The 12390-nt window shown below is 70.6% G+C and carries 14 protein-coding genes; 6 read left to right on the top strand and 8 right to left on the bottom strand.

Annotated elements, in window-relative coordinates; genetic code table 11:
• The first annotated feature begins 18 nt into the window (after window positions 1-18).
• The 4 genes from prfA to EZH22_RS11175 all read left to right on the top strand — a co-directional run bounded on the left by prfA (window position 19) and on the right by EZH22_RS11175 (window position 3591).
• Entirely contained in the window at window positions 19-1101 is a 1083-nt protein-coding gene (gene prfA, locus EZH22_RS11190; protein WP_203195695.1) for a peptide chain release factor 1, read from the top strand.
• Between the two features lie 20 nt (window positions 1102-1121).
• The gene (gene prmC, locus EZH22_RS11185; RefSeq protein WP_203195694.1) at window positions 1122-1982 is read left to right on the top strand and encodes a peptide chain release factor N(5)-glutamine methyltransferase; all 861 of its coding nucleotides are present in this window, start codon (window positions 1122-1124) and stop codon (window positions 1980-1982) included.
• A gap of 542 nt (window positions 1983-2524) precedes the next feature.
• On the top strand, window positions 2525-3367 hold the full coding sequence (locus tag EZH22_RS11180) for a DUF4167 domain-containing protein (RefSeq protein ID WP_203195693.1): 843 nt from the start codon (window positions 2525-2527) through the stop codon (window positions 3365-3367).
• Between the two features lie 53 nt (window positions 3368-3420).
• A complete protein-coding gene (locus EZH22_RS11175) occupies window positions 3421-3591 on the top strand; it encodes a hypothetical protein (protein WP_203195692.1) in 171 nt (56 codons plus the stop codon).
• Window positions 3592-3665: 74 nt separating this feature from the next.
• On the opposite strand, the gene EZH22_RS11170 is transcribed toward EZH22_RS11175, so the two are convergent.
• Both EZH22_RS11170 and ygfZ read right to left on the bottom strand, forming a co-directional pair.
• Entirely contained in the window at window positions 3666-4280 is a 615-nt protein-coding gene (locus EZH22_RS11170; RefSeq protein ID WP_231711424.1) for a DNA-3-methyladenine glycosylase I, read from the bottom strand.
• Between the two features lie 21 nt (window positions 4281-4301).
• Window positions 4302-5180 (bottom strand): CAF17-like 4Fe-4S cluster assembly/insertion protein YgfZ, encoded by an 879-nt coding sequence (ygfZ, locus tag EZH22_RS11165; protein ID WP_203195691.1) that lies wholly within the window; start codon window positions 5178-5180, stop codon window positions 4302-4304.
• 75 nt (window positions 5181-5255) lie between these two features.
• On the opposite strand from ygfZ, the gene EZH22_RS11160 reads away from it, so the two are divergent.
• Window positions 5256-6596 carry a dihydroorotase gene (locus EZH22_RS11160; RefSeq protein WP_203195690.1) on the top strand — a complete coding sequence of 447 codons (1341 nt, stop codon included), beginning with the start codon at window positions 5256-5258 and terminating at the stop codon, window positions 6594-6596.
• 6 nt (window positions 6597-6602) lie between these two features.
• Here EZH22_RS11160 and EZH22_RS11155 read toward each other — a convergent pair whose 3' ends face one another.
• The 3 genes from EZH22_RS11155 to EZH22_RS11145 form a co-directional block, all read right to left on the bottom strand.
• Window positions 6603-7991, bottom strand: coding sequence for an ATP-binding protein (locus tag EZH22_RS11155; protein ID WP_408647690.1), 1389 nt, complete (start codon window positions 7989-7991; stop codon window positions 6603-6605).
• Entirely contained in the window at window positions 7988-8701 is a 714-nt protein-coding gene (locus EZH22_RS11150; RefSeq protein ID WP_203195689.1) for a response regulator, read from the bottom strand. Before EZH22_RS11150 ends, EZH22_RS11155 begins: the two co-directional genes overlap by 4 nt.
• A gap of 119 nt (window positions 8702-8820) precedes the next feature.
• Window positions 8821-9393 carry a MarR family winged helix-turn-helix transcriptional regulator gene (locus EZH22_RS11145; protein ID WP_203195688.1) on the bottom strand — a complete coding sequence of 191 codons (573 nt, stop codon included), beginning with the start codon at window positions 9391-9393 and terminating at the stop codon, window positions 8821-8823.
• A gap of 213 nt (window positions 9394-9606) precedes the next feature.
• Between EZH22_RS11145 and EZH22_RS11140 the strand changes: the two genes are divergently transcribed.
• Window positions 9607-10500 (top strand): branched-chain amino acid aminotransferase, encoded by an 894-nt coding sequence (locus tag EZH22_RS11140; RefSeq protein ID WP_203195687.1) that lies wholly within the window; start codon window positions 9607-9609, stop codon window positions 10498-10500.
• Window positions 10501-10656: 156 nt separating this feature from the next.
• Here the strand turns inward: EZH22_RS11140 and EZH22_RS11135 are convergent, their stop codons facing one another.
• From EZH22_RS11135 to proC, 3 genes are all read right to left on the bottom strand, one after another.
• Complete coding sequence (locus tag EZH22_RS11135) at window positions 10657-11049, bottom strand: hypothetical protein (protein WP_203195686.1); 393 nt, start codon at window positions 11047-11049, stop codon at window positions 10657-10659.
• The gene (locus tag EZH22_RS11130) at window positions 11049-11312 is read right to left on the bottom strand and encodes a hypothetical protein (RefSeq protein WP_203195685.1); all 264 of its coding nucleotides are present in this window, start codon (window positions 11310-11312) and stop codon (window positions 11049-11051) included. The genes EZH22_RS11135 and EZH22_RS11130 overlap by 1 nt, the downstream gene beginning before the upstream one ends.
• Window positions 11313-11378: 66 nt before the next feature.
• Window positions 11379-12215, bottom strand: a complete 837-nt coding sequence (proC, locus tag EZH22_RS11125) for a pyrroline-5-carboxylate reductase (protein ID WP_203195684.1) — start codon at window positions 12213-12215, stop codon at window positions 11379-11381.
• Between the last annotated feature and the right edge of the window lie 175 nt (window positions 12216-12390).

The following is a 12390-nucleotide window of genomic DNA, read 5'->3' as shown; positions in this document are numbered from 1 at the left end:
GCTGAAAACGCTTTGGTCATGACCGTGCTGCCCACCGCCAAGCTCGACCAGCTGGTCGCGCGCCATGCCGAGATCGAGGCCGCCCTGTCCGCCGGCGCGGAGGGCGAGGAATATGTGCGCCTCGGCCGTGAATTCTCCGACCTCTCCCCGGTGGTGGAGCAGGTGCGCGCCCTGCGCGGCGCCGAGCATGACCTGGAAGGGGCGCACGAGCTCCTCGCCGAATCCGCCGCGGATCCCGAGATGCGGTCGCTGGCCGAGGCGGAGGTGGAACGGCTCGAGGATCGGATCGGCGAGCTCGCCACCGCCGTCCGCCTCGCCCTGCTGCCCAAGGACGCCATGGACGAGCGCGGCGTCATCCTGGAGGTGCGCGCCGGCACCGGCGGCGACGAGGCGGCCCTGTTCGCCGGCGACTTGTACCGCATGTACACGCGCTACGCTGCCGAGAAGGGCTGGAGCGTGGAGGTGCTCGCCGAGAGCGAGGGTACCATGGGCGGCTTCAAGGAAATCGTCGCCGCGGTGCACGGGCGCGGCGCCTACGCGCGGCTGAAGTTCGAGAGTGGCGTGCACCGGGTGCAGCGCGTCCCCGCCACCGAGGCGGGCGGGCGCATCCACACCTCCGCCGCCACCGTCGCCGTCCTGCCGGAGGCGGAGGAGGTGGACGTGGACATCAACGAGGCCGACCTGCGCATCGACGTGTACCGCGCCCAGGGCGCCGGCGGCCAGCACGTGAACAAGACGGAAAGCGCGGTGCGCATCACCCACCTGCCCACCAACACCGTGGTGGCGGTGCAGGACGAGCGCTCCCAGCACCGCAACAAGGCCAGGGCCATGGCCCTGCTGCGCGCCCGCCTCCTCGACGACGAGCGCCAGAAGAAGGAAGCCGGCCGGGCCGCCGAGCGCAAGGGGCAGGTGGGGTCCGGCGACCGCTCCGAGCGCATCCGCACCTACAACTTCCCGCAGGGCCGCGTCAGCGACCACCGCATCAACCTCACCCTCTACAAGCTGGAGGAGGTGATGGCCGGCACGGCGCTCGACGAGATCATCGATCCGCTGCTCACTGAGCACCAGGCCGCCTTGCTCGCGGCCGCCGAGGAGGCGTGACGCCGTGCGCGGCCTCCCCCGTGTCTGACGCCCCCGCCATCGCGATCCTGCGCCGCCGGATGACGACGGCGCTGGCGGCCGCGGGCTGCCAGACGCCCGACCTCGATGCGCGCCTGCTCCTGGCCCACGCCCTCGCCACCGACCCCGGCGACCTGTTCACGCGGGGCGAAGAACCGGTGCCGGCGGCGGCCGAGGCGGCGGCCGAAGCCTTCCTCGCCCGCCGCGCCGCCGGCGAGCCGGTGGGACGGATCCTCGGCCACCGCGCCTTCTGGAGCCTCGACCTCCTGCTCTCGCCGGACACGCTGGAGCCGCGCCCGGACACGGAAACCGTGGTGGAGGCGGCCCTCGACATGTTCCCGGATGTCGCCGTGCCGCTCCGAATCCTCGATCTGGGCACCGGGACAGGCGCAATTCTCGCCGCCTTGCTGCTGGAGCGCCCCCGCGCGACCGGCATCGGCCTCGACCGCTCCGAGGGCGCGGCGCGCACGGCCCGGGACAATCTCGCCCGGGCCGGCCTCACCCCGCGCGCATCGGTGCTGGTGGGCGACTGGGGGGCGGCGCTGGCGGGCGGCTTCGACCTCGTGGTCTCCAACCCGCCCTACATCACCGCCGGGGAGATGGCGGGCCTGTCGCGCGAGGTGCGCCTGTTCGATCCGGCGCTGGCCCTGGTGGCGGGCGAGGACGGCCTCGACGCCTACCGCGCCATCGCCGCCGGCCTGCCCCGTCTGCTGCGCCCCGGCGGCGGCGCGGTGCTCGAACTGGGCGCGGGGCAGGAGGCGAGCGTCGCGGCGCTCCTCCGCGCCCGGGGACTTGCGGTGTGCGGCCCGGCCCGGCGGGACCTCGGCGGCGTGCCGCGCGCCCTCGCCGCCCGGATCGCCTGAGGCGCCCAAAGGTGTGGCCCGGCTGCATCGGCCGGGGCGCGGAGCGTGCAGGTGCGAAAAAAGCGCTTGGAACATCAGACCGAAATCGCTAGTGTCAATCTCAGGAATCGAACCGAGGCGTCGGCCCCGAGGGGTCGAGGCGGGCTTCCGAAATCTCAAACGGATATTTCGGTCGCTGGGGATGTGAGATCCACAGGCGCGCATATGCTGCGCCGGGATCCCATCCTGAGGTGAGATCGCTTCACGGTGTTGAACGCATGCGGGCCGGGAAGCCACGCTGCGTCTCGTGGAATTGGGCGGCCGTGCTGGGGGGCGCGGAACTGGGCTCTATGGTCAAACTGATCCAGACTTCTTGATCGACGCCTTTCGTGAACAGCGCGAACGCCGATGCAGGCGGGGTTCGCGAAGCTGACGTTCATCCCCTGCGAGGCACAGTGCGCGCCGCCCGGGCCCCACATCCCGGCGGGATGCGGATTTGACCGGCGCTGAGCGTCCGGGCGCACACGGCGGCGTGAACGCCGGGCGAGTAGAGATCGATCCACATGAGAAATGGTCAGCAGAAGCGTTTGCGCGGCCGCAACAACAACAACCGGCGCAGCTCGAACCCCCTGACACGGGTGTACGAGTCCAACGGGCCGGATGTGAAGGTGCGTGGAACGGCCCACCACGTTGCGGAAAAATACCAGCAGCTCGCCCGCGACGCCCAATCCTCCGGTGACCCGGTGGCGGCGGAGAACTACCTGCAGCACGCCGAGCATTATCTTCGCCTCATCGCCTCCCTCCAGGGCCAGTTCGCGCCCCCGCCCGGCTTCGGCCGCGACGACGAGGCGGACGACGACGACATGGACGACATCGGCGGCCTGGATGCGCCCCAGCCCTATGGTCGCGGCGAGCAGCCCTACCAACCGCGCGAGCAGCGCGACGACCGCCCGCAACGCGACGACCGCCAGCAGCGCGACAACCGCCAGGGTGGCTTCCGCCGCAACCGCGACGATGACAATGGCGAGGGCTACCAGCCCCGCGAGGCGCGGGAGCCCAGGGAGCAGCGCGAGCCCCGTGAACAGCGCGAGTCCAGGGAGCAACGCGAGCCGCGCGAGCAGCGGGAGTTCAGGGAGCCGCGCGAGCCCAGGGAGCAGGCGCGCGAGCCCCGCGAACAGCGTGAGCCGCGGGAGTTCCGCCGCCGCAATCGCGACGACAACAACGCCGAGGGCTTCGCGCCGCGGGCTCCGCGCCAGCCGCGCGTCGAAGAGGCGGAGCAGCCCCGTGCGCCCCGCCCCGCCCGCGAGGCCGCTCCCCCCGCGACCTTCCCCTCCGCGATCTGCCCCCGCGCGAGGAAGAGCAGGATCTGGGCCTGCCCTCCTTCATCACCGGCACGCCGGCCGTGACCAAGGAGCGCGCCGCCCCCGAGCCCCGTCAGGAACCCCGTCCGGAGCCTCGGGTGGAACCTCGGGTGGAAGCCGAAGCTCCCCGCGAGGAGGTGGCTGAAGCCGCCGAGGCGACGGGCGCCCCGCGTGGACGCCGTCGCCGCTTCCGCACCCGCACCGACCGGGCCGAGGAGGGCGGCGAGCAGCCGGCCGCTCCCGAGCAGCCCGCTTTGTTCAACGAATAGGCCGGCACGCCCGGTCCCAATCAAAGAAACCCCGCCTCACGGCGGGGTTTCTTTTTGCCCGAAGGGGTATCGCCTCACGCCTTGGCGCAATGGCACCCGGCCAGGTGGTCGTCCACCAGGCCACAGGCCTGCATGGCCGCATAGACGATGGTGGGGCCGACGAACTTGAAGCCGAGCCCCTTGAGCCGCTTGGAGAGCGCCCGCGATTGCGCCGTCTCGGCGGGGATGTCGGCGATGCGCTGCGGCCGGTTCCGCCTCGTATTCCCGTCCACCGCCTCCCACATGAAGTCGGAGAAGGCGATTCCCCTGTCCCGCAGGTCCAGGTAGGCGCGGGCGGAGAGGACCGCGCCCTCCACCTTGGCCCGGTTGCGCACGATGCCGGCATCCTGCATCAGCGCCTCCACCTTGGCCGCGTCGTAGCGGGCCACGGCCTCGGGGTCGAAGCCGTCGAAGGCGCGGCGGAAATTCTCCCGCTTGCGCAGGATGGTGATCCAGGAGAGCCCGGCCTGGAAGCCGTCCAGCAGCAGCTTCTCGAACAGGGCCCGGCTGTCATGCTCGGGCACCCCCCATTCGTCGTCGTGATAGGCCATGTAGAACGGGTCGGTGCCGCACCAGAAGCAACGCGTCACACCATCCGCGTGCAGGATGGTCGGCGCCCGCACCGGCCTTGCCGCGACTTCGTCCATCATCCCCCCTCGGTTTCCCTGAACTCAGTTCCCCTGGAACTTGCGGTCCAGCTCGCTCACCTTCTTCTCCCAATCCATGGAGAAGCTGGCCCAGTCGGGCCGGCGCAGTTCCACCGCCACGTCGCCGGCCATGAGCGGCACGTTCTCGGCCTTCGCGTCGGAAGTCCGGTCCAGGCGGACCGTGGCGATGCCGCGCCCCTCGGTGACCGACGAGATCAGCCCCACGCTCTTGTCCCCGGCCGTGATCTGCTGCCCCGCTTGCAGCGGCTGCGGGAACAGCACCTCCACCAGCCGGTTGCGCGGGGTGGAGCGGTGCTCCATGCGGCTCACCACCTCCTGGCCCACATAGCAGCCCTTCTTGAAGTCCACGCCTCCGAGCTGGTCCATGTCGGCCTCGTGAGGGAAGGTGTCGCCATAGGTGAAGTCGGGACCGCCCTTGGGGATGCCCAGCGCGATGCGCTGCGCCTCGTAGGGGGCCGCATCGGAGGAAAGGGCCTCCGCCGCCGCGCGGGGCAGCACCAGCCGCCCACCCAGGGCGGCAACGCGGGGATCGCCATAAAGCGCGCCCTCGGGCACCTCGGCCACCTCGCCGAACACGGCGGCCACCGCGAGGCCGTCCGCCGTCTCGAAGGCCACCTTGGCCCGCAGGCGATGGAAGACGAGGCGCTTCAACAGGTCCTCCGCCCGCTCGGCGGGAACGTCGAACAGGAAGGCGTCCTCGCTTTCGCTATAGAACAGGAAGTCGGAGATGATCTTGCCCTGCGGGGTCAGAAGCGCGCCGTAGCGGGCCTCCCCCTTCGCCATGGTGGCGACGTTGCAGGTGATGACGCCGTGGAGGAATTTGGACGCATCGGGGCCTGAAGCGCGAATGAGCACACGATCGGTCAAATGAATGACGGGCATGGGGGCCGTCCTTGTCAGAAAAATAAAAACCAGATTTAAGGCCGCGAGCCCATCTCCAGCAAGAGCGAGTGCCAAATGTCTCCAACCTTCGACCTCCTGCTGAAGGGCGGCGCCGTCGCCACGCCCGCCGGCATCCAGGTTGCGGACATCGGCGTTTCCGGCGGACGCATCCGCGCCATCGGCACCCTCGGCGCCGCGAGCGCGGGCGAGGTGGTGGATGCCACGGGCCTGCACGTGCTGCCCGGGGTCATCGATACCCAGGTGCATTTCCGCGAGCCGGGCCTGGAGCAGAAGGAAGACCTGGAGACAGGCTCGCTTGCCGCCGTCATGGGCGGGGTGACGGGCGTGTTCGAGATGCCCAACACCATCCCCCAGACCACCTCCGCCGCGGCGCTGGCGGACAAGGTGGCGCGGGCGACCGCCCGCATGCATTGCGACTTCGCCTTCTATGTGGGCGGCACCCACGACAATGTGAAGGACCTGCCCGAGCTGGAGCGCCTGCCGGGCGCGGCGGGCATCAAGGTTTTCATCGGCTCGTCCACCGGTTCGCTGCTGGTGGCGGACGACAATGGCGTGCGCAACATCCTCAAGGTGATCCGCCGCCGCGCCGCCTTCCACTGCGAGGACGAGCCCCGCCTGCAGGAGAGGAAGCCCCTGCGGGTGCCGGGCGATGCCTCCTCCCACCCGGTGTGGCGTGACGAGATCGCCGCGCTCACCGCCACGCGCCGCCTCGTCACCCTCGCCCGCGAGACCGGCGCCCGCGTGCACGTGCTGCATGTCACCTCGGCGGAGGAGATGGAATTCCTGGCCGATGCCCGCGACGTGGCCTCGGTGGAGGTGACGCCCCATCACCTCACCATGGCGGCGCCCGAATGCTACGAGCGCCTCGGCACCCTGGCGCAGATGAACCCGCCGGTGCGCGGCGCGCGCCATCGCGACGCCCTGTGGGCGGCGCTGGCGAGCGGCGTGGTGGACGTGCTGGGATCCGACCATGCCCCCCATACGCTGGAGGAGAAGGCCAAGCCCTATCCCGAAAGCCCCTCGGGCATGACCGGCGTGCAGACCACGGTGCCCCTGATGCTCGACCACGTGGCTGCCGGGCGCCTGACGCTGGAGCGCTTCGTGGACCTCACCAGCGCCGGCCCGGCGCGGCTGTTCGGCATCGCCGGCAAGGGGCGCATCGCCGTGGGCTACGACGCGGACTTCACGGTGGTGGACCTGAAGCGCCGCGCCACCATCACCGCCGCCTGGATCGCCTCCCGCGCCAAGTGGACCCCCTACGATGGCAAGGAGGTGACCGGCTGGCCCGTGGGCACCTTCGTGCGCGGCCGCAAGGTGATGTGGGAAGGCGAGCTCACTGGCCCCGCCTCCGGCGCGCCCATCCGCTTCCTGGAGACGCTGGCGCCGCAGGACTGAGGGACTCTACACCGGGACGCGCACGCTGGCCCGCAGGCCGCCCATGGGGCTGTCGGCGAGCAGCACCTCGCCGCCATGGGCGCGGGCGATGTCGCGGGCGATGGCGAGGCCGAGCCCGGACCCGCCGTCGTCCTGGTTGCGCGCGTCATCGAGACGCAGGAACGGGCGGAATACTTCCTCCCGCTTCTCCTCGGGAATGCCGGGGCCGTCGTCGTCCACGGTCACGATCAGCCAGCGGGCGTCGCGCGTGCCGGTGATGGCGACGCGCCTGGCGTGGCGCACCGCATTGTTCACCAGATTGCCGATGCAGCGCTTGAGCTGGTCACCCTTCACCTCCACCAGCGGCGGCCCCATGAAGCTCGCCTCGGCGGTGGCGCCGTCGCGCTCGGCATTGAGGCGCAGGTCCTCGATCACCTGCCCCATGTCGGTGAGAGCCGCCTGCTCGCCGGGGTCGCCGCGGGCGAAGGCGAGATAGGCTTCCAGCATGCCCTGGAGCTCGTCCACGTCCTTCTTCAGCGCCTCGGTGTCGGCGCCATCGGGCAGGAAGGCCAGCTCCAGCTTGAAGCGGGTGAGGATGGTGCGCATGTCGTGGGAGACGCCCGCGAGCATGGTGGTGCGCTGCTCGATCTGCCGCTCGATGCGCCGTTTCATCTCCAGGAAGGCCACCGCCGCCCGCCGCACCTCGCGCGCGCCGCGGGGGCGGAAATTCTCCACGTCCCGCCCCTTGCCGAAGGCCTCGGCGGCGTCGGCCAGGTTCTCGATGGGGCGGATCTGGTTGCGCAGGAACAGGATGGCCACGGTGAGCAGCACCAGCGAGGTGCCCACCATCCAGAGCAGGAAGATGTGCGAGTTGGAGGCGTAGGCGGCATTGCGCGGGGCGAAGACGAGGAGCACCGCGTCCTCCATCTTGATGCGCACCTCGATGAGGTTGGAGCGGCCCACCGTGTCGATCCAGAACGGTTCCTTCACCCGCGCGCCGATCTCCCGGGACAGGGCGCTGTCGAGCACCGAGAAGAACGGCTTCGGCCCCGGCGGCGGCAGGGGCGCGGGGGGCAGCACGTCCACCTTGAGGCGCAGGTTGCGCCAGGCGATGGAGCGCAGGGCGGAGAAGTCCTTGTCCCGCGGCAGCACGCCGTAGAGCGCCACCACCGCCGAGATGTCCTGGCTGACGGCGGCGGAGAGGCGGCGCGTGACCGTGCTGTAGTGGCGCTCCATGAACACGAAGGCCACCACGGACTGGAGAATCACCATGGGGGTGACGATGATGAGCAGCGAGCGCGGATAGAGGCCCTTGGGCGTCACCCGGTTGAACCAGGCGGCGAAGCGGGTGTTGGCCTCCTTCAGCCAGCCTCCGACCAGCCTGAATCCCGAGGGGCCGCTTTCCGCCACGCTCAAGGCGTCACCACCAGGCGATAGCCGATGCCGCGCACCGTCTGGAGATGCATGGGATTGGCGGGATCGCGCTCCAGCTTGCGGCGCAGGCGGTTCACCTGCACGTCGACGGCGCGCTCGCTGGCCGCTCCGCCGCCGGCGAGGGCAAGGCGCGGAACCGTTTCTCCCGGCTCCTCGGCCAGGGCGCGCAGCATGTCGCGCTCACGCTCGGTGATGCGCACCATCTCGCCGCCGCGGCTGAGCTCGCCGCGCTCCAGGTGGAAGCTGAACTCGCCGAAGCGCACACTCTCGATCGCCTTCTGCGCCGGCGGTAGCGCCCGCTTCAGGATGGAGCCGATGCGCAGCAGCAGCTCGCGCGGCTCGAACGGCTTGGCGAGATAGTCGTCCACCCCCGCCTCCAGGCCGGTGATGCGGTCGGCCGTCTCCGAGCGGGCGGTGAGCATGAGGATGGGCACCGCGGATGAGCGGCGCAGGTCGCGGGCGAGGTCGAGCCCGCTCTCCCCCGGCATCATCACGTCCAGCACCAGCAGGTCGAAAGTGAGCCCGTCGAGCCGCCCCCGCGCCTCGGCGGCGGAGGCGGCGGTGGTGACGCGATAGCCGTTCTCGGTGAGGAAGCGCGAGAGCAGGGTGCGGATGCGGCTGTCGTCGTCGACGACGAGAAGGTGGGGCGCATCGTCGGCGAGCGCCACGGAGACGGGCGCGGCATCAGCCATGACGGCACCCGTGCCGGCGTGCCGGTGCCGGAGGTCCTTCGACGAGAGGACGATCGATGTTGAAGGTCTGCATGGCCTCGTCTTCGCACACTCCACGCGCCGCGTCAGCGGCCACCGCCTCACGCGGCGTCCGGCGGCCTCGACGCGGGACGGGACCGCGCGGCCCTGTCGGCGCGCTGGATCAGCCGTTCCACCGCCACCCGATCCTCCGGGTCGATCATGGCGAGAAGAAAGCGGCGCACGGCCTCACGCCCGTCCGGTCCGCTCGCCTCCAGGGCGGTGGCGATGCGCCGGCTCTGCAGGCCGACGAACTCGCACGCCAGCGCCTCGCCCTTGGAGGTGGGAAAGAGCAGGCGCTGCCGGCGGTCGGAAGACCCCGCCCGGCTCTCGACGAAGCCCTCGTCCACCAGCTCGCGCAGCACCCGGCCGAGGCTCTGCTTGGTGATGCGCAGGATGTCGAGCAGGTCGGTGACGCGCATGCCCGGGTGCCGGTTCACGAAGTGGATCACCCGATGGTGCGCCCGGCCAAAGCCGATGGGGGCGAGGATCTCGTCCGGATCGCCGACGAAATCGCGGTAGGCGAAGAACAGAAGCTCGACGAAATCCACGAGCGGGAGGGCGCCGGGGGCCTCGCCGGTGGCGGGGCGCTCGGCGGCGGGACCAGGCAGGATGAGAGAGTTTATGTCAGCCATGTTGACTTTTTTCGTTTTGATCGTTACTCAAAGCACCCGTCAGACGAAATGATCGGTCGCGAGATGAGGTTCTTCGGATCGATCGTTTCGTGCCTTTGCCAGCTTCTTTAGCAGGCGTAAAGATATCTCCATGCGTTCCCGCTGCAAAGGCGCTGCGGAGCGAATGGGGGAAAGCCGCGCGAACGACGCGGCCGGAACAAGGAGTTCGAGATCATGAGCGCTCAGGGTACCCCCTTCGATCAGCGTGACGGCTGGATTTGGTACGATGGCGTGTTCGTGCCGTGGGCCGATGCCAAGCTGCACGTCCTGTCCCACGGCCTGCATTATGCCAGCACCGTGTTCGAGGGCGAGCGCGCCTATGGCGGCCAGATCTTCAAGAGCGCCGAGCATTCCGAGCGCCTGCGCCTGTCGGCGGAGATGCTGGACTTCACCATTCCCTATTCCATCGGCGAGATCGACGCCGCCAAGAAGGCGACGCTGGAGAAGAATGGCCTCGTGGATGCCTATGTGCGCCCGGTGGCGTGGCGCGGCAGCGAGATGATGGGCGTGTCGGCCCAGAACAACACCATCCACCTCGCCATCGGCGTGTGGGAGTGGCCGAGCTATTTCGATCCCGAGCAGCGCCTGAAGGGCCTGCGGCTCGACCTTGCCGAGTTCCGCCGGCCCGATCCGGCCACCATCCCCTGCAAGGCCAAGGCCGCCGGCCTCTACATGATCTGCACCATCTCCAAGCACAAGGCGGAACGCCGGGGATTCGCCGACGCCATGATGCTGGACTATCGCGGCTACGTGGCCGAGTGCACCGGCGCCAACATCTTCTTCGTCAAGGACGGCGTGATCCACACGCCCACGCCGGACGCCTTCCTGGACGGCATCACCCGCCGCACGGTCATCGACATCGCTCGTCGCCACGGCATGGAAGTCGTGGAGCGCCACATCAGGCCGGAGGAGCTGTCCTCCTTCAGCGAATGCTTCGTCACCGGCACGGCGGCGGAAGTGACCCCGGTGGGCGCCATCGCCGACTGGAGCTTCATCCCCTCGGGCATCACCCACCAGCTGATGGATTCCTATTCCGCCGAGGTGCGCCCGAAGCAGAAGGCGGCCTGAGGCCGCCGCAGGGAATCGGCGGAGGCCTCTCCTCCGTTCCCGCCCTGCCTGCCAACGCTCATCCCCCGGCTCGTCCGGGGGATCCACCTGCCTGAAAGCGACGACGGCTCACCGCCGGCCTCCGGTCACGTTCGCCGAACCTCCCCGCGCGCCACCTCACCCCTCCTCGGCCGCGGGCGCCCCTGCCCGCTCCGCCGAGGCCCGCCGCTTGCGCCAGGGCAGGACGATGTAGGCGATATCGTCCAGCATGCCGAGCAGCTTGGCCCCGCCGGCGAGTTCCCGGTCGAGGGCCGCCATGGTGGGCGCAAGGCCGGGATCTTCATCCTCGAGCCAGACATCGATCACGCGCGCGAAGAGCAGCGCCAGCCCCTTGGCCCTGACGCTGCCCGAAAGGCCGGTGCAATCGATGCCGGCCGCCGCCAGCATCCAGCGCTGGGAGGCCTCCGACAGCCGCAGCAGACGCAGGGCCAGCGCCGGATCGGTCCGCGCCGACCGCCGCAGGCCGCGCACCGCCGCCTTGTGGGGCTCCAGCGCATCGAGCCGGCGCATCAGCACCTCGAACAGGCGCTCCTTCGGCCCCTCGCCGGCGAAATCCTCCGCATCCGGCCCCCTTCCGCCAGCACGTGCCGGTCGGTGGCGCGGAAAAAGGCGGCGAGAAGATCACCCGTCGAGGCAAAGGACGCGCGCATCTCGGCGAGGGACACGGCGCAATGGGCCGCCACGTCGGTGAGGGCGATTCGGGCGTCGGGGCGCTCGGCGAGAAGCTCCAGGTAGGCGCGCAGGCAGGCGTCTCGGGTGGTCTCGGAGGTCATGGCCGCTCCTCGCGCGTAAAGCCGGCGGCGCCGGCCTGCGACCGGCGCAGGGCATCGGACCGGCCGTCAGCCGGCCAATTCTTTGCCCCGTTTGGTCGCCGCCGCAACCGCCTCCACCATCAGCGGGCCGAAGCCCTTGCCGGCATCCATCAGCACGGCGAGGGCCGCGGCCGTGGTGCCGCCCGGGGAGGTGACGTTCTGGCGCAGGGTTGCCGCCGGCAGGTCGGACTGGTCCATGAGGGCACCGGCGCCGGACACGGTGGCGCGGGCGATGCGGGCGGAAAGCTCGGCCGGCAGTCCCGCCGCGACCCCGGCCTGGGCCAGCACCTCGGCAAGCAGGAAGGCGTAGGCCGGACCCGAGCCGGAGACGGCGGTGGCCGCATCCATGAGCGCCTCGTCGCCGATCCATTCCACGATGCCGATGGCGCCGAGCAGCGCCGTGGCCAGCTCGCGCTGGGCGGCGGTGACGGTCGGTCCGGCCACCGCGACGCTCACCCCGCGCCCGATGGCGGCGGGGGTGTTGGGAATGGCGCGCACGATGGCGGCCTGGGCGCCGAGGATGCCGGCCATGGTGCCGAGAGTGCGCCCGGCCATGATCGACACCACTACCGTGCCCGCCCGCACCAGGGGCGCCACCGGCGGCAGGGCCTCGGGCGCCACCTGCGGCTTCACCGCCAGCAGCAGCACGGCGGGGGCGGGGAGCGATGCGAGCGCCGGATTGACCAGGACGCCCCGCCCGGCGAGGGCGGCGGCGGTTTCCGCCGGCAGGTTCGGATCAAGGACCACGGCCTTGTCGGCGGGAAGGCCGAGCTTCAGCCAGCCCTCCAGCATGGCGCCGCCCATCTTGCCGGCACCGAGCAGCACCACGGGGCCCGACAGGGATTTCAACACGCTTTCACTCATCTCCGCCTCGCAGAACCGGCCGCCAATGGCGCATGACCTGAATAGAGGAGGTTGGCGGGCGAGGAAACCGGCAGGCGCGGTTCGCCCGAGGCAGCGCCGCGCGGCCCGGCGTGCGCCGGCCGGGGGAGAACGACGGAGATCTGGCGGGAAGGGGCAGATGGCTCGTGGATGGCCG

Source organism: Xanthobacter dioxanivorans (genome assembly GCF_016807805.1).
Taxonomy (GTDB): domain Bacteria; phylum Pseudomonadota; class Alphaproteobacteria; order Rhizobiales; family Xanthobacteraceae; genus Xanthobacter; species Xanthobacter dioxanivorans.
Note: the sequence above shows the minus strand (reverse complement) of the source record. Positions and strands in the feature narration are given on the sequence as shown.

Coding starts and splice junctions, on each gene's coding strand:
- EZH22_RS11140 (WP_203195687.1), top strand. CDS start 9,607: ATGAGCGCTCAGGGTACCCCCTTCGATCAGCGTGACGGCTGGATTTGG.
- prfA (WP_203195695.1), top strand. CDS start 19: ATGACCGTGCTGCCCACCGCCAAGCTCGACCAGCTGGTCGCGCGCCAT.
- EZH22_RS11135 (WP_203195686.1), bottom strand. CDS start 11,049: ATGCGCCGGCTCGATGCGCTGGAGCCCCACAAGGCGGCGGTGCGCGGC.
- proC (WP_203195684.1), bottom strand. CDS start 12,215: ATGAGTGAAAGCGTGTTGAAATCCCTGTCGGGCCCCGTGGTGCTGCTC.
- EZH22_RS11160 (WP_203195690.1), top strand. CDS start 5,256: ATGTCTCCAACCTTCGACCTCCTGCTGAAGGGCGGCGCCGTCGCCACG.
- EZH22_RS11145 (WP_203195688.1), bottom strand. CDS start 9,393: ATGGCTGACATAAACTCTCTCATCCTGCCTGGTCCCGCCGCCGAGCGC.
- EZH22_RS11180 (WP_203195693.1), top strand. CDS start 2,525: ATGAGAAATGGTCAGCAGAAGCGTTTGCGCGGCCGCAACAACAACAAC.
- ygfZ (WP_203195691.1), bottom strand. CDS start 5,180: ATGCCCGTCATTCATTTGACCGATCGTGTGCTCATTCGCGCTTCAGGC.
- EZH22_RS11150 (WP_203195689.1), bottom strand. CDS start 8,701: ATGGCTGATGCCGCGCCCGTCTCCGTGGCGCTCGCCGACGATGCGCCC.
- EZH22_RS11130 (WP_203195685.1), bottom strand. CDS start 11,312: ATGACCTCCGAGACCACCCGAGACGCCTGCCTGCGCGCCTACCTGGAG.
- EZH22_RS11170 (WP_231711424.1), bottom strand. CDS start 4,280: ATGATGGACGAAGTCGCGGCAAGGCCGGTGCGGGCGCCGACCATCCTG.